Here is a 19,704-nt window from a genome sequence, read left to right as displayed (position 1 = left end):
ATTATACGGTCCCGCATGCTCACTTTACCAATAATCAATCTGCAATTCTTTCGACATTTCTCATACAGCAAAAAGTAAACATACTGTTATAACGATAAGTAACGGTATACCGAAAACAAATTTCTTTTTATGTGTTTTATGGTGAAACATATACATACCGATCCAAGCACCAACTGCGCCTCCAGCTGCCGCTGATAAAAACAACGTACTTTCTGGCGTTCTCCACTGTTTCTTCTTCGCTTTTCGTTTATCAAGACCCATAAGGCTAAAAGCTATAACGTTAATAATAATAAAATAAATCCATTTCATCGCTTTCTCTCCCTATGAAAAATTCGCTTAATGGTAACATGAAAAAACGACGGAAACAACTGAAGAACGCTTTTCATTAACTAGTTACCTTCATATTTACATAACCAACTAAAATCGCAGTTAAAGCAATGAAATAGAAAGATGATATGAGCAGAATCTTATATTTCATTCCCTTCACCCACTACCATATCATCGAAAAAACTTCTCTCAATCTCTTTTTCATCAAAATGAAGAACTACGATTAGCCCTACATATAAAGAAACGAAATTTAGAAACCATTCGCCATTATCATCTTTGTTAGCTAAACATTTAAATATCTCTTGAAATTGCATACGTTCATCTGCAGCAACAACCGGGCGCACACCAAAATATTTCAATACGAAATGTAGGTTCAGCTGCACGGATAATGATAAAATATATTTTAATATCTCCGTATACTCCGCACTATCTTTTTGACTATACAACTTCACAAGCTTTTGATGTAAAGTAGAAATCGATAATTCTTCGTTAGTCACTTTAGTTGCTTCTATCGTTTCAATCATCTTTTTCATATTCATTACATTCACCCCTTCTGCAAAAAAACAAAAGCCAAAGCGTATTTATTTTATAATCAACAATAATTGAGTATTTCTCGTCTCTCTTTCTTCTTCACTAACTAAGTCATACTTTTTTAAAAGATGAAAGATATCGTTTAATATTTCTTGTGGATGATTACGTTGCAAAAACCCCTTCAATCCTGTAAAAATCCCTTCCGGTAAAAAACTCTTCTGACTTTCCAGCTTATTCATTACATCTTTCATAGAATGATCGATATTACAAGCCATAAAAAATTCCTCCTCTATTCTTTATAAATAATATCCTCCGCTAATGCTGCAAACACTTCTCCTACAAGAGAGTCTTCATCATATACAGATGAACCGTTATTTTCTTCTCGTTTTGCAAAAGGTATTTGCGCAATCACTTCTGTTTGCAATTGGTCTGCAAGCATTTCGCCGCCACCTTTTCCGAAGAGATAGTTTTTTGATCCATCTTGTTCTTCATAATAAGCCATATTCTCCACAATACCTAAAATCTCGTGTTTCGTATGTTTTGCCATTACCCCTACTCTAGATGCTACGAATGAAGCTACATTATGTGGTGTTGTAACGATAATTTCTTGCGCCTGCGGAATCATTGCTGCAACATCAATAGCAACATCTCCTGTACCAGGTGGTAAATCAAGAAGTAAATAATCTAATTCTCCCCAGTGCGTATTCGCAAGGAAATTTTGAATCCATTTATTTAACATCGGCCCGCGCCACATAACTGGGTTATTTCCTTCCGTAAAAAATCCCATCGACATGATTTTCACACCGTGACTAACGACTGGAATTGCTGTTTGATCAATCATCGTCGGTTTTTGATTCGTTTCCATCATAGCTGGAATGCTAAAACCATATATATCTGCATCTAATATCCCCACTTTTTTGCCCATACGAGCTAAAGCAGTCGCAAGATTAATTGTCACTGTCGATTTTCCAACTCCACCTTTTCCGCTCGTTACAGTAATAAATCGTACTCCTGAATCAAGGCGAAGCATGCTCGGCATACCAGTTTCTGTTCTACTATTTTTCTTTAACTTCTCTGTTAGCGCAGCTCGTTCTTCTTGTGTCATAGAACCAAATGTCAAATCTACTTTAGATGCACCAATTGCCTGAAGAGACTCTTCCACGTCTTGTTGAATTTTTGCCTTTAATGGACAACCTTGAATCGTTAACACTACTTCAAGTTTAACCTCTGTTCCATTCATTTGTATATTTCTAACCATATTTAATTCTACAATACTTTTGTGTAACTCCGGATCCTCTACATGTTTTAACGCGCTCATTATTTGTTCTTGAGTAATCATAAAACTCATCCCTTCTCGTATTCGAATTTATATACAACATCTTCTTGGCGAAAAATCTTATTATCCCCCGCTAACAGGCGGAATGAATGCTACTACATCTCCAGCTTTTATCATCTCTTCATTCGTTACAAATTCTTCATTAACAGCCACCATCACTCTATCAAGCGATTGTAAACAATAGCTTGCTTTGAGCCATTCTTTTAATTGCTGCACTGTCATTTCTTGTTTTTCTAAAATTACGAATCGATCCAATCCGACTTCCTCACGCAAATTTGCGAACAATAAAATTGTAATCATCTTCTCATTCTTCCTTCTTCGGTTTTCCTTCTGGATATGCCGTATTTTCAAGTTGATCTCCAATCCACATCGTTCCATCTTCCCAAAATTCTTTTTTCCAAATGGGGACGATTCTCTTTATACGTTCAATCGCGTATTCATTTGCTTCATAAGCAACTTTACGATGCGGTGATGAAACTGCAATGACGACCGCAATGTCCATGATTTCTAACCGCCCTACTCGGTGCGTAATTGCTACTTTTGCGTCCGGCCATTTTCCATTAATTTCTTCACCAATTTTCGTAAGTTGTTTTACTGCCATCGGTTTATATGCTTCATACTCTAAATGTAATGTTCGTTTTCCTTTTGTTAACTCTCTCACCGTACCAATAAAAGTTGTAATTGCACCTGCTTCTCTTCTTGCGACTTTATTCGTTACTTCTTCAACTACAATCAGTATATCTACAATCTCAAATAGCGCTTGTCCCATTAGAAACACCTCTCACTTTATAAAATGCCCAAGGCCATTCACTACCTTCGTTATCTTCCAGCAAGAGAACATCTACGAACATATCTTTTTTATAACCTCTCGTACCACCTGGAAGTACAATAAATATATTTGTCTCTGCTAGAGAAGAAACCGAGCTAGATTTATCAAACCCTGACGGATAAGCAATTAATTGCCCTTCGTTATATGTCAGTTTTGCTCGCACAAATCTTGTAAATGGATTTGGTTTTAAAAAATCTTCTCCTAATAACGCTTTTTCTCTTTTTACATGTGCTTTTTCACTAAACATATACGTCCGAATACACGGCCTTACAAATAATTCAAATCCTACGTAACAAGCAGATGGATTTCCTGATAAACCAAATAATAACTTGCCATTTAATTGCGCTACAGTCGTAACACTTCCTGGCCGCATTGCAACTTTATTGAAAAGAACCGATGCACCTAACTTTTCGTAAATAGCTGGTAAATAATCGTAATCCCCTACTGATACACCGCCTGTTGTAATGAGCATATCCACTTGGCTTAACGCTTCTTTTACAGCTGTGAAACATGTATGAAAATCATCGCTAAACTTCCCAAAATATTTTACTCTTCCGCCTGCTCTTCGAATTTGAGACAATATCATATACGTATTACTATTTCGGATTTTCCCTGGCTGTAATGAATCATTTACATCCAGTAATTCACTACCAGTCGCTAACAATCCAATTACAGGCTTTCTCGCCACTGGTACCTCACTATATCCGAACGTAGCAAGAAGAGCTGAAATCCCTGGATGAATGTATGATCCTTTTTTTGCAAGAACCGTTCCTTTACGAGCATCTTCACCTTGAAAAGAAATATTGTCGCCCATTTTGAATGATCGCTTCACTTCCATATAATTGTTGCCAGCTTCCTCATATTGACGAGTCAGCTCTAACATAACAACCGCATCACACCCATTCGGAATTTGTGCTCCCGTCATAATCCGAACCGCTTGAAACGGACCTACTTTCTCATCGAATAGCGATCCTGCGCCAATTTCACCAACTACTTTAAATACAATTGGCGTTTCATAACCCGCTAAATTCGTATCTTCTGCTCTAATAGCAAACCCATCATACGGTGAACGATTGAATGAAGGTACATCATGGTCAGCTACTAAATCCTCCGCTAATATACGTCCGTAAGCTAATTCAATAGGTAGTAGTTCCTTTAATCCCTCATTAGCAAATCCCATTACTTTACGAACAGCTTCTTCAACCGTAATTGGCACTCTTCTTTCCATTATTGACAACCCTTTCTATTAACCGAATACGCGATAATATAATTGTTTCGCTTTCGAAATATCATTTGTACCATGAATGAAAACACGACCATCCCGAAAAATAACGACGCGGTAATCATCTAGTTGGCAAGATAGTAAATACAGATTCCGCTCTACTTTCCCTAGTTTGTTTAATACTTTTTCTATATCGTCAAAATCGTACTTTCTATTTTCTACTGGCCTAATTTGCACTGTATTTCTTCCGCATAAAGCAGCTACCTTCGTTTGGTTTTCGTATGATAAATAAGGATAAGTTCGATTCGAACCGCACGAAGGGCAATCGTCTGTTTTTATTTTCCCTAGTTTTATAAAATGGTTTTGATTACTCCATATATCAAACATGAAAAATGTTTTTCTAATTGCTGAGAAATCTCCTACTAAAATTTTGAATGCTTCCGCCACTTGATATGCTGCGACAACTTGAACAGTCGGGCTAATAATTCCAGCTGTATCACATGTCACACCTGTAACAGGAACGTTCTTCAGCACACAATGTAAACATGGTGTCTCTTGCGGAATAACCGTATAACTCATACCGTACGATCCAACGCAAGAACCATATACCCAAGGAATATTATGTTTTTGTGATAAATCATTTATTACAAATCGAATATCGAAATTATCTGTTGCATCAATTATTACATCTACATTTTTTAATAGGTCTTCCATATTTTCTGCAACTGCATCCATTACGAAAGCATGTATTTGTACTTCCGAATTAATTTGTTCTAGCCGATTTTTAGCAGCGATTGCTTTCGGTATTTTCTCTCTCACATCTTGTTCAGAGTACAATTGTTGCCTTTGTAAATTACTCCATTCAACGTAGTCACGATCAATAATCGTCAACTTGCCAATACCTGCACGTACGAAACTTTCGGCACTTGCACTTCCTAATGCGCCTGCTCCTACAATTAACACATGTTTATTTCGAATTTTTTCTTGCCCTCTACTCCCAATCGGTTTGAACAACTGTTGTCGTGAATACCGCTCAGCCATTACATACCCTTCCTCTCAAGAACTCTATTTCATATTAGAATGTTGTTTTTGATAACAAGCAAAGTAAGCAAATCCAACAAATCCAGCTCCTCCAATTACATTTCCGATAAAAACAGGAACAAAATTTTTAGCAAGATCCATCCACGTCAGATGACCTGCAAAAATAACTGCCGAGATGACAAACATATTTGCTACTACTTGCTGAAATCCAATCACTACAAATGCCATAATTGGAATCCAGATTCCGATTATTTTCCCGACAAAATCACTCGTTCCATAAGCGAGCCAAAGCGCAAGACAAACGAGCCAATTACAACCAATTGCTAATATTAAAGTTCTCCCAAATGATTCATGTAATTTCCCTTCCGCTATCGCTACCGTTTTATTTAAATAATCTCCCTCTGTTAATCCGCCAAGATGACCGAAACAATACGCAACAAAAATAGCTCCCACGAAATTCATGAAAGTAATCCAAACCCAATTATTTAGTACACTTACCAATGTAATTTTCTTTGCATAAAGCGCCATAGAAAGTGACATCATATTTCCGGTAATTAATTCTCCTCCTGCTAATACGACGAGCATTAATCCAACAGGAAAAACCGCTCCTCCTAAAATATTGACTAAACTACCCCAGCGCTCAGGTAAATTACCTAAAACGCGAATGTTAAGTAAAAAACCGAGCGAAATAAACGCTCCTCCTAAAAAACCGAGAATAAGCATTGCTGGCAACGTCTGACTTACTTTTTGAACACCGGCCTCAATTACAAGCTCAGCAATTTGTTCCGGTTTATGAAATGCCATTACCAATTCCTCCATTTTCTCCAAATAAAAAAGCAGCTTCAAAAAACCTCCTCAAAATAAAGGTTTTTGAATGCTGCTTAATTTCTCTGCACATCTTTTACAGAGATATCAATCATCACTGTTACTATAAAATAGAAAATCTACAAACGTTGCATACTTTCCATTTTGTATATACTTCCTCAAAGCGTCACTCTTATATATCAACCACCAATATGTGACATTTCAATTTTAGGCGATCTTTTTTTACTTGTATGACTTAAGCGTTCATCTGAATAACGATCTTCTCGGTTGTTCCATATATCACGTACGATATATGTTATTTCCTCGTCACTGTATCCAGATCGAAGTAGTTCTCTCAAGTCATTTCCTTTAGAAGCGAACAAACAAGTATATAATTTTCCTTCTGCAGAAATACGTGCTCTCGTACATGATGAACAGAAGGAATCTGTTACTGATGAAATAATACCTATCTCTTCATCACTTCCAATATAACGATAGCGAGTCGCAACTTCACCTGCATAATTTGCTTCTATCCGTTCTAATGGCATAACTTGATGAATGGCATCTACTATCTCTTGTTTCGAGACGACCTCTCTTAATTCCCAACCGTTATAATTCCCAACGTCCATATACTCAATAAAACGAAGAATATGCTTATTTTCCTTAAAGTATTGCGCCATCTGCAAAATATCTTGTTCATTTTTCCCTTTTTGAACGACCATGTTAATTTTAATTTTCATACCAACTTCAGCTGCAGCCTGTATTCCTTCCAGGACCCTTTGCACTTTGCTTCTATTACCATTCAAATAGAAAAACCGATCTTCTTCTAAGGAATCTAAACTAACTGTCACACGTGATAAACCCGCCTTATATAAATCAGGAGCAAACTTTTTCAGTAGTGATCCATTGGTTGTTAAACCGATATCCTCCACACCATCTATTTTATTAAGACGCTCAATAAGCTGCGGAAGACCTCTTCGAAGTAACGGTTCTCCGCCCGTAATTCGTAACTTTCTTACACCTAAAGAAACAAAAATACGTGTTATCCTTTCAATCTCATCAAAAGATAAAATTTTATCATTAGACAAAAACGAATAATCCGGACCAAATATTTCTTCTGGCATACAATAGCGACAGCGAAAATTACAGCGATCAGTAACAGAAATACGTAAATCCTTTAAAGGGCGTTGTAGTTTGTCTAATGTGACAGATTTCATCTTTATTGCCTCGCTTTTACTTATTTTATATTTATAACACGCTCTGGATGCGTATATACATTTAAGGATTGATTCCGAATAAACCCTATCGTAGTAATACCTAATTCTTCTGCTAGCTGCAAAGCCAACTCGGTTGGAGCTGATTTTGACAATATAATTTCACAACCGATCTTTGCAACTTTCAATAATATTTCCGAAGAAATACGACCACTAAAAACAATAATTTTATCTTTTATAGAAATATTATTTTTTAAACAATAACCGTAAATTTTATCTAACGCATTATGCCTACCGATATCCATTCGGCTTAAAATAATACCATTCACATCGCACAAAGATGCATTATGAACGCCGCCTGTATGACGAAATGTCTCCGCAGATTGCTGCATTTCTTTCATTAACCGAAAACAGTCCTCTACATCAACCTTTACATGGATACCATTCATTTTTTTAGCGCTTAGTGCATCATTTGCAAAAACAAACCCTTGTCTACTCATACCACAACAGGAAGTAATATATCGTTTATTTTGCATTTGTTCATAATACGGATTTACTTTTGTCGTTGTTACATGTACAAATCCTTCTTTTTCCTGTACCCATATGTCATCAATATCTTCATACTTCCGAATGATTCCTTCAGATGCCAAGAACCCGATTACCATGTCTTCTATATATTCTGGAGTACTAACCATTGTAACAAACTCCTGTCCGTTCATTTTGATCGTGACTGGAAACTCTGTTACAATGCTGTCCTCTATATGTTTAAACGCCCCTTGTTCATAACGGAAGATTTCTCTTTCTACCTGTATCGGTTTCACGATCAGTACCCTTCTCTCACGTTATATTTTTATCAAAAACAAATACCGAAACTGCAATATCCTCTTCTACTTTCATATCTGAAAATAAATTCACTAATTTCGCTCCAACAAGTTCCTCCAAATGTTCACGGGAATTCGCAGCATACACTTCTTGAATCATTTTCGTTCTAGCCATATGAACCATTTCCGCACCGTCCATCGTACTTGAAATGAATTTTTCAGTAGGTGTTAAGTTTCCATAAAGGGTTGCAATCGCCATATTTTCAGCAAATACAGTATGAATTCTTTCTGGCCCTTTTCCGAAAAGTTCTTTTCGAAGTTTTCGTATCATATCATTAAATTCATGTACTTTTTTTGACATACAATTATACCTCCCAAAAGCCCCATTTTACTTTATTATATATTTTACCGAAATGATCCTTCCGCCCAAACTATTTCGTACAAACATTTGGGCGAAAAGGTTCACTTCATGAAGTTTATTCGTCTTTTAACCCTTTCCCCATACCTTTTAAGAAATGAAGTCCAAACCCGATAGCACGGTTAATGTCTGGGTCTTTCAATACTTTCATAAGATCGAATACCCCTACTTTTTTGTTACTCTCTAGATGTTCATTACCTTCTTCTAATCCTACTAATAAGCTACCTATAAGCTTTTTCGTAAGCCCCGGATCAAGTTCTGTTAAAGCACCTGCAGCACCCATCATATTATTAATTAAATTTGTAACAGGCTCACGAGTCACTTGGCCAAGAACAATCTTTGCGATTGGTTCTTTCGCCTTTAGCATAGAATTTGCAGCTTCTAGCATTCCGATGTCATTTAATTCCCCAACAATATTAAACATTTGATTTAAAGCTTCTTCATTATTAGCTAGGAGCTCTTTTAAATCATCCAATTTTTGCTGTTTTATTTCTTCCTCAGTTAATTCTTGTTTTTGAATCATTTTTATAGGTGCAGCCATATTTTTCTCCTCCTACTTATCCGTTAAATGCACATACCCTGGACGTGCCCACTTACGATTTACCTCAATACCAGCTTGAGGATGACGTTTTTTGTTACGCGGGTTCGCTTTTGGCATCGGATTTGCGCCATCAACTTCTAGCACTTCCATACGCACTTTCGTTTGTTTATAAGCAGGTGTGTTCGTACGTACGTCCACAGCAGGACCTGTTAAGAAATTAATTGCTGTTTCATTATCTGTAGAGTTCATCGGTAAATATAACTCATTCGCTTTTACACGGTCTGTTACAAGTGCACGTAATTTTAATGCTCCAAAAGGAGAGACAAGGCGAACTAATGAACCTGTTTTCACTCCACGTTCTTTTGCAAGTGCTGGAGAAACTTCAACAAACACACCAGGTACTTTCGTTTGAATACCTGTTGATTTATTTGTCATATTCCCTTCATGGAAATGTTCAAGCATACGACCGTTATTAATGTGAAGATCGTACTCCGCTGGGAATTCAGCTGGACGTACCCAGTCAGCAATTGCAAAACGAGCTTTTTTATCTGGGAAGTTAAATCCATCTTGGAACAGAAGTGGTGTATTCATTCCATCAAAACTTCCCCAATGGAAACTATTCCATCCTTCAAGTACTTCATAATTTGCTTGTGAGAATAGTGGTGATAAACTTGCCATTTCAGCAAAAATTTCACTTGGATGGCTATAATTCCAGTTTGCACCTAATTTATTCGCAATCTCCTGCACAATCCACCAATCTGGCTTCGCATCTCCAAGCGTAGGAAGAACTTGATACAATCTTTGTACACGACGCTCTGTATTTGTGAAAGTACCTTCTTTCTCAAGAGACGGTGCTGCCGGTAATACAACATCTGCATATTGAGCAGTTTTAGATAAGAAAACGTCTTGCACAACGAAGAAATCAAGGCTTGATAACACTTCATGTACGTGGTTCGCATTAGAGTCTACAAGAGCCATATCCTCTCCGACAAGATACATAGCTTTCATTTTCCCTTCATCAATTGCGTGAAGCATTTCAATATTATTAAGACCTGGTTCACTATTAATTTTCACTCCGTAAGCCATTTCAAATTTCGCACGTTCCATATCGTTAGTAACGTGCTGATATCCAGGAAGCCATCCTGGTAAAGTACCCATATCACAAGCACCTTGTACGTTATTATGGCCTCGAAGTGGATATGCACCAGCACCTGGACGACGATAATTACCTGTTGCAAGCAGTAAGTTTGAAATCGCAGCGGAAGTATCCGATCCACCTGTATTTTGCGTTACTCCCATACCCCAAAGGATACATGTACCATCTGCATCACGAATCATTTCAGCCATTTGAATAAGTGCTTCTTTTGAAATACCAGTCATTTCTTCTGCATATTCAAGTGTATATTCTTTCAGACTCTCTTTGAAATCTTCAAAGAAGTTTACATTCTCATCAATAAATCGTTGATCGTGCCAGCCTTGGTCAATCATATATTTCGTAACAGCCATTAACCATACTTGATCTGTTCCTTGTTTTGGACTAATAAAGATGTCTGAACGCTCTGCCATTTCTGTTTTACGAAGATCAGCCACAATTAATTTTTGTCCGTGTAATTTATGCGCACGTTTAATACGTGTAGCTAAAACAGGATGACCTTCTGTCGGATTACAACCTACAATAATAACAAGACCGGATTTTGCGATATCTTTAATCGTTCCAGCATCTCCACCCATACCGATTGTACGGAATAATCCGTCCGTCGCTGGTGATTGACAATAACGTGAGCAGTTATCAATATTATTCGTTTCAAATACTTGTCGAGCTAATTTTTGAATAACATAATTGTCTTCATTCGTAATTTTAGATGAAGAAATAAAACCGATAGCATCTTTACCGTATTCTTCTTTAATCGATCCTAATTTACTTGCAACTACATTTAGTGCTTCTTCCCATGTAGATTCAACAAACGCTCCATTTTTACGAATTAAAGGTTTCGTAATCCGTTCCTTAGAATTTACGAAATCCCAACCGAATTTTCCTTTTACACAAGTAGAAATTGCGTTAACTGGCGCATCAGAAGAAGGCTGTACTTTAAGAATTTTACGCCCTTTCGTCCACACTTCAAATGAACAACCTACACCACAAAATGTACATACTGTTTTCGTTTTCTTCGTACGAGTATCACGCATGGCCGCTTCCACTTCTGATACCGCAAAAATGCCGCTATATCCAGGCTCAACTTCTTTAATTAAATCTACCATCGGTTCAAGAATATCTGGTTTTAATCCCGTCATAAATCCAGCTTCACCGAGCATCGTTTTCTCCATTAAAGCATTACAAGGGCAAATGGTTACACATTGACCACAGCTCACGCATGAAGAATCATTAATATTTACTCCTTCATCCCAAATAACTCGTGGGCGTTCCGCTTCCCAGTCTATTGATAACGTTTCATTTACTTGTAAGTTTTGACATACCTCAACACATTGACCGCATGCAATACATTGATTAGGATCGTAGCGATAAAACGGATGCGTCATATCAACTTCACTTGCATCTACTTTTGGTTCATAAGGATATTTTTGATGTTCAATCTCCATTAATTCTGCTGTATTATGCAGTTTACAATTCCCATTGTTGTTGTCACATACTGTACAGTATAATAAATGATTTTCTAGTAACCGATCCATTGCCTCTGTTTGTGCTTCTTTGGCATGAGCAGAATTACGTTCAATGTTCATACCTTCTGTCACTACTGCCGAACAAGAGCGCACTAACTTTCCGTCAACCTCTACAATACAAGTGTCACATGTTTGAATAGGATCTACTTCTGGCACGTAACAAATTTGCGGATGTTCAATCCCATTCTCATTAATAACACCCAATATCGTTGAACCAGGCTCCGCTGTATACTTTTTTCCGTCAATTGTAATATGAACCATGTTGTTATTCATGGTCTTTCCCCCTTTTTGAGAATAAAAAAAACTCCACCACGAAAATATACGCACCACATTTCGGCACGTTATTATCATGGTGGAGTAGTTTATTAGCACATCTTGCTAAAATACCAATCCATTTATTCATAAATAAAACGATAGATTCATAACAGGTCATATCACGATTCCATCTTTAACACTATAATTATAGCGTTAAAGCTAAAAATATACAATATAAAATTTAAACTACGCATATGTCAGCGCGGAACTATCCATAATAACCCATATAAAACATAACAAGGAGTAAGCGAACAAATGGGGTCTTTTAATAAATGGATACGTGGTGAAAAATCTTTCTCTGCACAAGAACAAGCTGATCACCTTTTAAATAAATCTATCTCTTCCTCTCTTTCCCTTAATCTAAAGCACTTGTCCAAACTTTTTAGCGGTATTCCAGAATTAATTACACGTACTTTTCCGTTAAAAAACGGAAAAGAAGCTGCCCTTATATATATGGAAGGACTTGTAGACAAAACCGTTATTAACATTGATATTCTTCGCCCCCTCCTATTTAAAGAGTGGAATGAAGATGATTTTTGGGAATCTTCCGTTACAATCGGAAATGTAAAAAAAGTTCAGCAATGGTCAGACATTGAACAGTCCCTTTTACATGGTAAAAGCATTTTATTTATAAACGGACAACCAACAGCATTAGAACTAGATACACAATCGGCGCCAAAAAGAAGTATTGAAGAACCTACAACAGAAACTGCCATAAAAAGCTCACACGAAGGATTTAATGAAGTAGCGAGCGACAGTCTTGCACTTATTCGTCGATATATTCCAAATCGCGAATTGAAAGTGAAGGAATTCACTGTTGGTGAACGAGCTACTTCAAAGGTTTTTTTGCTGTACTTAGCAGACGTTGCAAACGAAGACGTTGTACAAGAAATGGCATGCCGCATCGAATCAATCAAAGTGGATGCCATTATTACTACCGGAGAATTAGAAGGATTTGTTGAAGATAATTCCTATACTCTCTTTCCGCAATTATCAATAACCGAACGCCCTGATACAACGGCCCATCACATTTTGGATGGACGAATTGCTGTTGTTGTAGACCGCTCACCCGGCGTATTAATTGGGCCTATGACCTTTTCATCTTTTTTTCAGACGATAGATGATTACAGCTTCCGGCCAATGATTCCATCTTTCATACGACTACTTCGTTTTACCGGACTATTTATTGCAATATTTGCTCCAGCTCTTTATATTGCTATGATTTCCTTTCATTATGAAGTGATTCCACTTAAATTATTGTTAACAATTGGAGAATCTCGAGCTAAAATTCCTTTCCCCCCTATATTAGAAGCACTTTTGATGGAATTAGTACTTGAAATGCTCCGCGAAGCTGCGGTTCGGCTTCCTGGTCCCGTTGGACAAACGATTGGAGTCGTAGGAGGGATTGTCATTGGACAAGCTGCGGTTCAAGCAGGAATAGTAAGTAATGTTATGGTCATCGTCGTATCTATTACTGCAGTCGCTTCTTTTATCATCCCTAACATGGAAATGTCAGCAGGAATTCGGCTTCTTCGCTTTCCAATGATGATAACCGCTTCTTTGTTTGGGGTCATTGGAATTATGGTCGGGATGGCAGTTATCATCATCCATATTCTTTCTATGGAATCACTTGGTGTTCCTTATGGTAGTCCTTTTTCTCCGTCATTTGCTTCGGATTTAAAAGACATTCTTGTACGGTTACCATGGAAACTAATGAAGAAACGACCACTATCCCTTAACTTAAAACAAGAGAATCGACAACGCGATATAGAAGAAACGGAGGAAGATAAGTGACAAAGCGTGCAAAGAGGGAGATTAGTTTATTTCAATACATTTTAACAATTAGTGGTGTTCAAGTAGGGTTCGGTGTACTTACACTGCCACGTGAAGTTGCGCAAGGGGCGAATACAGATGGCTGGATGTCTATTATAATAGGATGCGCTATCACTACTTTAGTCAGTCTATGTATTGTAAAAATTATGGAAAAACATCCCGGGTATACTTTACTTGATGTGCTAACTCGTTATCTTGGGAAGTGGCTAGGAAGAGTAGGAATGATTTTTTGGATTTTATATGCTGTTCTTGCAGCTGTATCCTTAATTTTTTCCCTCTTATACGTTATTCACATTTGGATTTTACCTAGATCTCCAATGTTTTTAATTATGATGTTACTATCTATCCCAATGGTTATGCTCGCATGTAAAGGTGTTCTTATTATTAGCCGCTATGCTGTTTTTACTGTCTTATTTACACTCTGGATGCCATTACTATTATTTATCCCACTTAAAGACGGGCATTGGGTTTATCTTCTTCCTCTCCTTAAAGAGGGATGGCTACCAGTTTTCAACACAGTAAAATCAACTATTATTGCCTTTCTCGGATTTGAGTTTGCATTTGTCCTTTATCCTTATCTCAGTAATAAATCATCTGCAAAAAAAGGAATCGTTATTGCAAATATGATTACTTTATTCGTTTACCTGCAAGTTACGTTCGTTTCTTTCGTTTATTTTAGCCCAGATGGTATAACTAAGTTTTTATGGCCCACTCTTTCTCTTGTTACACCATTTCACTTTTCATTTCTGGAACGGTTTGAAATTATCTTTTTGTCATTTTATCTCTTCATTATTTTTGATTCTTGCATTCCTTATATTTTCACTGCTTCAGATGGAATCAATCAGTTACTTAACAAAAAAGGGAGTTCATTATAAAATGTACCCTATAGAATAGACACTGAAAAAAAGTCTATTCTATAGGGTATTTCTTGTATAATGAGAGAAAATTGGGATCGGAGAAAGTTCAAAATGACAAAAAAGCTATTTACGGAAAGAGACATTCAAATTCTATCAAATAACCCCTACATAAAATCTGTAAGTCAGAAAGGTATCACTTATACAGATGAATTTAAGCGTATTTTTATTGAGGAAAATGAGAAAGGAAAACTACCTCGAAATATTTTTGAAGAATGTGGTTTTGATATAGATATAATTGGAATGAAACGAATTATGTCATCAGGAAGTAGATGGCGTGCTGCTTACAGAAAAAATGGTGTATTTGGTTTGCGAGATACACGCACCGAAAACGCGGGAAGAACTCTTGAGAGAGAGCTTACGTTAGAAGAGAAGTATGCTCGTTTAGAAGCCGAACGGAACTTACTAAAGGCAGAAAATGAATTGTTAAAAAAGATCAAACTTATGGAAGGGAGGATGAGAAGGAAATAACGTTATCACCTAGTCAGAAATATATCCTGATTCGTTCTGTTATCATAAAATATAACTTAAGAAATATGGTGAGTTATTTGTGTAAAGTAGCTGGTGTATCCCGTTCGGGATACTATAATTATTTTTCCATTTCATCTCAAGAACAACGGAAACAAAAGAACAATCAAGATGAAATCGTGAAAGAAATCATATTAAAAGCACTTCGATTTAGAAATCGAAAGAAAGGGGCTCGTCAAATAAAAATGACATTGGTGGGTCATTTTCAAGTTGTCTACAATTTAAAGCGTATCCGTAGAATCATGAAAAAATATGAGATTGTCTGTCCGATTCGGAAAGCAAATCCTTATAAAAGAATGCTGAAAGCTTCAAAAGAACATCGAGTAGTGCCGAATCAATTAAATCGAGAATTTAAACAAAATATCCCAGGAAAAACGCTTCTTACAGATATCACTTATTTAATTTACGGTAAGAATAAAAGAGCTTATTTATCTACAATTTTAGATGGCTCAACCAATGAAATTTTAGCTTACCATGTTTCAGAACAGATGACATTAGACCTCGTAACAACAACTCTTCATAAACTAAAACGGAATAAGAGGATTCCATTGACTGAAGGCGCATATATTCATTCAGATCAAGGAGCCCACTACACAAGCCCTACCTACCAAAAATTAGTCAAAAAGCTAAAGCTCGGACAATCTATGTCAAGAAGAGGGAACTGTTGGGATAACGCTCCACAAGAATCATTTTTTGGTCATCTGAAAGATGAAGCACATATAAAACCTTGCGAGTCTTTTACTGAGTTGAAACAAGAGATTAAGAAATATATGACGTACTATAATCACTATAGATATCAATGGAATTTAAAAAAGATGACTCCTGTTGGATACAGAAATCATCTTCTTGGTGTTGCCTAACTTTTTTCAAAATGTCCTTTACAAAGGGTACAGATTATTACCTGTTTGGTTTTTATTATTCGGGTGTGTTTTCGTTTCATTTTTTTATATCCCATCCTCGTATCAAATAAGTGCATTGCGGAAATTTTGGGGAACTGCAAGTTATTTTATCGTTTTTCTATTCCCAGTCGTATTTCTCTTATACATGACACTTTATCAGCATTGGAAAAGGAGAAAAATTTAAATGAGACGCTTTATTTTCACTATATTTTGCTTTCTCATAACCTTTTTAACAGGATGTGGAGGAGATCGGCTCGACCTAGAAAAACAATCCATTTCATTAATTTACGGGTTTGACGCAAAAGCAAAAGGAAAATTAATTGTATACCACGTAAACCCTATTTTTAATGAAGATGTGGAGAAAAAATACGAAACTCATGAAGCGACAGTACATACCCCTCAAGAAGCAAAAGCAACATTTAATAGTTCAAGTAGCGGTTTAGTATCTACAGAAAAGTTACAACTCATTTTATTTAGCACGAAATTTTTAAAACAAGAAGGAGCTATGCCTTACCTTGATGTTTGGTATCGCGATCCTAAAAATACTGGAAATATGCGTATGGTTGCAGTAGACGGTCCAATTTCTTCCGTTATATATAATAACTTTAAAGATAAGCCTGCACTTCCTGAATATTTAACAGATTTAATTAATACAAACAAGTTATACAATCGGACAGTTTTTACACCATTTCATGAATTTCATAGGCAGACGTTTAATAAAGGTATAACACCTGCCATTTCAGAAATAAAAAAAGGAAAAAAAGATGTGATTGTTACCGGTTCTGCACTATTAACTTCTCGTGGAATCTATAAAATATCTTTAAATCGCTATGAAAGTGCCCTTCTTCTTATGTTGCAAAAAAAAGCGAATATACCTGTTTCACTTACACTGAAAATCCCTTCTCATTCAGTTGAAAGTAATAGTCATCGAAAAGATACAGAAGGTGACGATTTCGTAACAATAAATGTTCTTAGCATGAATCGTGACATTCACACAGGCTATAGCGACAACCACTTCAAATTTAATATTGCAATGGATTTTAAAATTTCCGTATCTGAACTTACATTCAACATGGATATAGATAAAGATAGAAAGAAATTAACTTCACTTATTACAAAACAACTAAACAAAGACTTAAACGATTTAATCCAAAAAATTCAAAAACAACAACTCGATCCATTCGGATTTGGTGATTATGCGAGAGCATTTCAATATAAAGAATGGAAAACGGTTGAAGACGATTGGCCGAGTGCCTTTTCAAAGGCTAATGTGAAAGTAGCACCTACTATTAAAATTTTAGAGAACGGGATTATTAAATAATAAAAACACGTTATCTGTTCTTATACTTATAAGAACAGATAGCGTGTTTTCCTTTACATTACAAGTATTATTTCAACAGACTATACTCTATTTCTGTTTCTAACATTACTATGTTTTTTTGCGTATATAAAATATATAAAAACACCGATTATAATCCATGCCACAAAACTAATTAAAGTAAGCTTAGAAAGGTTCAAAGCTAAATATATACAACTTACTATTGCAACGATAGGTAAAAAAGGTACTAGGGGCGCACGGAATGGTCTTTTCATATTAGGATGTGTCTTCCTTAGTACAATGACAGCTATAGATACAAAAACAAATGCTGTTATCGTTCCCATATTCACTAAATTAGCCAATAAATTCAAATCCACTAATCCCGCTAATAAAGCTGCTAGTATACCTGTAACCCATGTATTAAAAAATGGCGTTTGTAAACGTTTATGAACACTGGAAAGTCTTTTTGGTAACAACCCATCTCGACTCATCGAGTAAGATACACGAACAAATGCAAACATAGCTACTAACAGAACTGTCGTTAGCCCCGCTATTGCCCCCACCGATAACAAGCCAGCAATTCTATCTTCTCCTACAGTGCGCAACGCATATGCAACTGGATCAGCAACATTCAACTCCGTAAACGGAACCATTCCAGTCAACACGAATGAAACTCCTACATATAGAACGGTACAAATGAATAAAGAAACAAGTAGCCCAATCGGTACGTTACGCTGTGGACGCTTCACTTCCTCTGCAGCTGTTGCAACTGCATCAAATCCTAAAAAAGCAAAGAATACAGTGGCTGCTCCTCCTACCACACCGTGAAAACCAAACGGTAGAAATGGTTGCCAATTTTCTGGTTTTACATATTGTGTCCCTACAATAATAAATCCTACAATAACAGCCAGTTTAATAATAACCATTATATTATTAATTCGGGCACTTTCTTTTGCACCACGACTTAATAAAAATGTGACAACTAAAATAATCAGAACCGCTGGTAAATCAATAATTCCACCCTTCCCCATGCCAGGTGCTGATGCAAAGGTTGTAGGGATGTGAATATTAAACCCTAGTAGCAATGACTGAAAATAAGCTGACCATCCTGCTGCCACCGCAGAAGTTGCTAATAAGTACTCCAACATCACACACCAACCAACAATAAATGCAAAAATCTCACCTAATGTCATATATGTATACGAATATACACTTCCTGAAACTGGAACTGCAGATGCAAATTCAGCATAACAGAAAGCTACACATGCACATACAATGGCCGCTAATATAAATGATAATACAATCGCTGGACCAGCATGTTTCGCCGCTACGATACCAGTTAATACAAAAATCCCTGTACCAATAATCGCTCCAATTCCTAAAAGAGTTAAATCAATCGCTCCTAAAGTTTGATTCAATACTTTTTTCTTTTCTTCATCCATTGTTTTCTTTATTAAAAGACTCATTCATTGAAACCTCTTTTTCAAGTTTATCTCTTACTAATTACAATCTTTATTACTGTTCTGTTTAGAAAATAAAATTATACAAACTTTACTCCTTTTCTCTTATAGACTTAGCAATCTTAAAAACAGAAAAATCAATCTTTTTAATTCGTAGTAAATCCAAAAAATAATTATTCTGAAAATACATCTCTAAGAATGCTGATTGAATTTATCATACAATTAATTATATTGTCAACAATAAAATTAATTAAACGAATACGGTTAATTATGTATCAAATGTTATTTTTAAACATAATTATTTTCTCGAAAACATTGTTTCTTTCTACTTTCATGTTCATATTCATTTCCCCTCACTGATTTTTATACAATTTACATTACATAAAATTCAAATGAAATCATCATACCTTTAATCAAAATGCTATCTTTAAATAATAATTCATTTGAAGTTATGCAACCTTTTTAAGCGAATAAAAAAGTGCAGATTTTCATCTGCACTTTTTTTATTCTTTCACTTCAGCTTCTGCACTACTATTTTCAAGATTCTCTTTCTGAGCTTCTTCTTCTATCTCAGCTGAAATCATTCCATAATAAAGTTCTGGATACAATCCAAATATTTGATATACACTTCCTAAAAACGGCATCAGAATCCCTCTTTTCTAAAGTTGTATTGC

The 19,704-nt window shown here is 36.1% G+C and carries 19 protein-coding genes and 2 pseudogenes; 5 read left to right on the top strand and 16 right to left on the bottom strand.

The genetic code is table 11. The annotated features are described in order from the left end of the window. Window positions 1-60: 60 nt before the first annotated feature. The 14 genes from QCI46_RS09860 to fdhF all read right to left on the bottom strand — a co-directional run bounded on the left by QCI46_RS09860 (window position 61) and on the right by fdhF (window position 12,036). Entirely contained in the window at window positions 61-309 is a 249-nt protein-coding gene (locus tag QCI46_RS09860; protein WP_098078856.1) for a DUF1294 domain-containing protein, read from the bottom strand. Between the two features lie 158 nt (window positions 310-467). After that, the gene (locus tag QCI46_RS09855; RefSeq protein ID WP_353840079.1) at window positions 468-866 is read right to left on the bottom strand and encodes a nucleoside triphosphate pyrophosphohydrolase family protein; all 399 of its coding nucleotides are present in this window, start codon (window positions 864-866) and stop codon (window positions 468-470) included. A gap of 42 nt (window positions 867-908) precedes the next feature. Next, entirely contained in the window at window positions 909-1,133 is a 225-nt protein-coding gene (locus QCI46_RS09850; RefSeq protein ID WP_166703941.1) for a group-specific protein, read from the bottom strand. Window positions 1,134-1,147: 14 nt separating this feature from the next. Further along, the gene (locus QCI46_RS09845; RefSeq protein WP_166703942.1) at window positions 1,148-2,197 is read right to left on the bottom strand and encodes a P-loop NTPase; all 1,050 of its coding nucleotides are present in this window, start codon (window positions 2,195-2,197) and stop codon (window positions 1,148-1,150) included. Between the two features lie 60 nt (window positions 2,198-2,257). After that, entirely contained in the window at window positions 2,258-2,494 is a 237-nt protein-coding gene (gene moaD, locus QCI46_RS09840) for a molybdopterin converting factor subunit 1 (RefSeq protein ID WP_353840078.1), read from the bottom strand. 4 nt (window positions 2,495-2,498) lie between these two features. Continuing rightward, the gene (gene moaE / locus QCI46_RS09835) at window positions 2,499-2,963 is read right to left on the bottom strand and encodes a molybdopterin synthase catalytic subunit MoaE (protein ID WP_353840077.1); all 465 of its coding nucleotides are present in this window, start codon (window positions 2,961-2,963) and stop codon (window positions 2,499-2,501) included. Beyond that, the gene (moeA, locus tag QCI46_RS09830; protein WP_353840076.1) at window positions 2,944-4,251 is read right to left on the bottom strand and encodes a molybdopterin molybdotransferase MoeA; all 1,308 of its coding nucleotides are present in this window, start codon (window positions 4,249-4,251) and stop codon (window positions 2,944-2,946) included. Before moeA ends, moaE begins: the two co-directional genes overlap by 20 nt. Before the next feature lie 18 nt (window positions 4,252-4,269). Beyond that, window positions 4,270-5,286 carry a molybdopterin-synthase adenylyltransferase MoeB gene (locus QCI46_RS09825; RefSeq protein WP_353840075.1) on the bottom strand — a complete coding sequence of 339 codons (1,017 nt, stop codon included), beginning with the start codon at window positions 5,284-5,286 and terminating at the stop codon, window positions 4,270-4,272. A gap of 24 nt (window positions 5,287-5,310) precedes the next feature. Beyond that, window positions 5,311-6,090, bottom strand: coding sequence for a formate channel (locus QCI46_RS09820; RefSeq protein WP_000864002.1), 780 nt, complete (start codon window positions 6,088-6,090; stop codon window positions 5,311-5,313). 200 nt (window positions 6,091-6,290) lie between these two features. After that, window positions 6,291-7,307: a GTP 3',8-cyclase MoaA gene (gene moaA, locus QCI46_RS09815; RefSeq protein WP_000844132.1), complete on the bottom strand. Its 1,017-nt coding sequence runs from the start codon at window positions 7,305-7,307 to the stop codon at window positions 6,291-6,293. Window positions 7,308-7,327: 20 nt separating this feature from the next. After that, complete coding sequence (fdhD, locus tag QCI46_RS09810; RefSeq protein WP_000802678.1) at window positions 7,328-8,125, bottom strand: formate dehydrogenase accessory sulfurtransferase FdhD; 798 nt, start codon at window positions 8,123-8,125, stop codon at window positions 7,328-7,330. A gap of 16 nt (window positions 8,126-8,141) precedes the next feature. Continuing rightward, a complete protein-coding gene (locus tag QCI46_RS09805) occupies window positions 8,142-8,486 on the bottom strand; it encodes a Na-translocating system protein MpsC family protein (RefSeq protein ID WP_000039582.1) in 345 nt (114 codons plus the stop codon). A 115-nt stretch (window positions 8,487-8,601) separates the two neighbouring features. Further along, the gene (locus QCI46_RS09800) at window positions 8,602-9,084 is read right to left on the bottom strand and encodes a helical membrane plugin domain-containing protein (protein WP_000729895.1); all 483 of its coding nucleotides are present in this window, start codon (window positions 9,082-9,084) and stop codon (window positions 8,602-8,604) included. Between the two features lie 12 nt (window positions 9,085-9,096). Next, on the bottom strand, window positions 9,097-12,036 hold the full coding sequence (gene fdhF / locus QCI46_RS09795) for a formate dehydrogenase subunit alpha (RefSeq protein ID WP_353840074.1): 2,940 nt from the start codon (window positions 12,034-12,036) through the stop codon (window positions 9,097-9,099). Between the two features lie 297 nt (window positions 12,037-12,333). On the opposite strand from fdhF, the gene gerSA reads away from it, so the two are divergent. The 5 genes and pseudogenes from gerSA to gerSC all read left to right on the top strand — a co-directional run bounded on the left by gerSA (window position 12,334) and on the right by gerSC (window position 17,573). Beyond that, a complete protein-coding gene (gene gerSA / locus QCI46_RS09790) occupies window positions 12,334-13,872 on the top strand; it encodes a spore germination protein GerSA (RefSeq protein WP_353840073.1) in 1,539 nt (512 codons plus the stop codon). Further along, window positions 13,869-14,783: pseudogene (locus tag QCI46_RS09785) on the top strand (endospore germination permease); the annotation flags it as partial. The gene gerSA and the pseudogene QCI46_RS09785, both read left to right, overlap by 4 nt. A gap of 96 nt (window positions 14,784-14,879) precedes the next feature. Then, window positions 14,880-16,213, top strand: a protein-coding gene (locus QCI46_RS09780; protein WP_353840072.1) for an IS3 family transposase whose coding sequence is annotated in 2 segments (ribosomal slippage) — window positions 14,880-15,267 and window positions 15,267-16,213 — 1,335 coding nt in all. Because the reading frame shifts where the segments join, the coding sequence is not laid out codon by codon here. 37 nt (window positions 16,214-16,250) lie between these two features. After that, window positions 16,251-16,436 (top strand): annotated as a pseudogene (locus QCI46_RS09775) (spore gernimation protein); the annotation flags it as partial. Beyond that, a complete protein-coding gene (gerSC, locus tag QCI46_RS09770) occupies window positions 16,437-17,573 on the top strand; it encodes a spore germination protein GerSC (RefSeq protein ID WP_353840071.1) in 1,137 nt (378 codons plus the stop codon). It abuts the pseudogene before it with no gap. Between the two features lie 80 nt (window positions 17,574-17,653). Here gerSC and QCI46_RS09765 read toward each other — a convergent pair whose 3' ends face one another. Together QCI46_RS09765 and QCI46_RS09760 are read right to left on the bottom strand one after the other, a co-directional pair. After that, window positions 17,654-19,036 carry an APC family permease gene (locus tag QCI46_RS09765; protein WP_353840070.1) on the bottom strand — a complete coding sequence of 461 codons (1,383 nt, stop codon included), beginning with the start codon at window positions 19,034-19,036 and terminating at the stop codon, window positions 17,654-17,656. Between the two features lie 497 nt (window positions 19,037-19,533). Further along, window positions 19,534-19,674, bottom strand: coding sequence for a hypothetical protein (locus QCI46_RS09760; RefSeq protein WP_001116188.1), 141 nt, complete (start codon window positions 19,672-19,674; stop codon window positions 19,534-19,536). Window positions 19,675-19,704 lie beyond the last annotated feature (30 nt).

Origin of the sequence: Bacillus cereus group sp. RP32 (assembly GCF_040459735.1) — a bacterium.
Classification (GTDB): Bacteria; Bacillota; Bacilli; order Bacillales; family Bacillaceae_G; genus Bacillus_A; species Bacillus_A wiedmannii.
The sequence above is the reverse complement of the archived record's forward strand: the minus strand, read 5'-3'. Positions and strand labels throughout refer to the sequence as shown.

Excerpts from the sequence above, each read along its gene's own strand:
- moaE (WP_353840077.1), bottom strand. The coding sequence starts at position 2,963 with ATGGGACAAGCGCTATTTGAGATTGTAGATATACTGATTGTAGTTGAA.
- fdhF (WP_353840074.1), bottom strand. The coding sequence starts at position 12,036 with ATGAATAACAACATGGTTCATATTACAATTGACGGAAAAAAGTATACA.
- QCI46_RS09800 (WP_000729895.1), bottom strand. The coding sequence starts at position 9,084 with ATGGCTGCACCTATAAAAATGATTCAAAAACAAGAATTAACTGAGGAA.
- moeA (WP_353840076.1), bottom strand. The coding sequence starts at position 4,251 with ATGGAAAGAAGAGTGCCAATTACGGTTGAAGAAGCTGTTCGTAAAGTA.
- QCI46_RS09820 (WP_000864002.1), bottom strand. The coding sequence starts at position 6,090 with ATGGCATTTCATAAACCGGAACAAATTGCTGAGCTTGTAATTGAGGCC.
- QCI46_RS09765 (WP_353840070.1), bottom strand. The coding sequence starts at position 19,036 with ATGAGTCTTTTAATAAAGAAAACAATGGATGAAGAAAAGAAAAAAGTA.
- gerSA (WP_353840073.1), top strand. The coding sequence starts at position 12,334 with ATGGGGTCTTTTAATAAATGGATACGTGGTGAAAAATCTTTCTCTGCA.
- QCI46_RS09825 (WP_353840075.1), bottom strand. The coding sequence starts at position 5,286 with ATGGCTGAGCGGTATTCACGACAACAGTTGTTCAAACCGATTGGGAGT.
- gerSC (WP_353840071.1), top strand. The coding sequence starts at position 16,437 with ATGAGACGCTTTATTTTCACTATATTTTGCTTTCTCATAACCTTTTTA.
- QCI46_RS09855 (WP_353840079.1), bottom strand. The coding sequence starts at position 866 with ATGAATATGAAAAAGATGATTGAAACGATAGAAGCAACTAAAGTGACT.
- QCI46_RS09760 (WP_001116188.1), bottom strand. The coding sequence starts at position 19,674 with ATGCCGTTTTTAGGAAGTGTATATCAAATATTTGGATTGTATCCAGAA.
- QCI46_RS09805 (WP_000039582.1), bottom strand. The coding sequence starts at position 8,486 with ATGTCAAAAAAAGTACATGAATTTAATGATATGATACGAAAACTTCGA.
- QCI46_RS09850 (WP_166703941.1), bottom strand. The coding sequence starts at position 1,133 with ATGGCTTGTAATATCGATCATTCTATGAAAGATGTAATGAATAAGCTG.
- QCI46_RS09845 (WP_166703942.1), bottom strand. The coding sequence starts at position 2,197 with ATGATTACTCAAGAACAAATAATGAGCGCGTTAAAACATGTAGAGGAT.
- moaD (WP_353840078.1), bottom strand. The coding sequence starts at position 2,494 with ATGATTACAATTTTATTGTTCGCAAATTTGCGTGAGGAAGTCGGATTG.
- moaA (WP_000844132.1), bottom strand. The coding sequence starts at position 7,307 with ATGAAATCTGTCACATTAGACAAACTACAACGCCCTTTAAAGGATTTA.
- QCI46_RS09860 (WP_098078856.1), bottom strand. The coding sequence starts at position 309 with ATGAAATGGATTTATTTTATTATTATTAACGTTATAGCTTTTAGCCTT.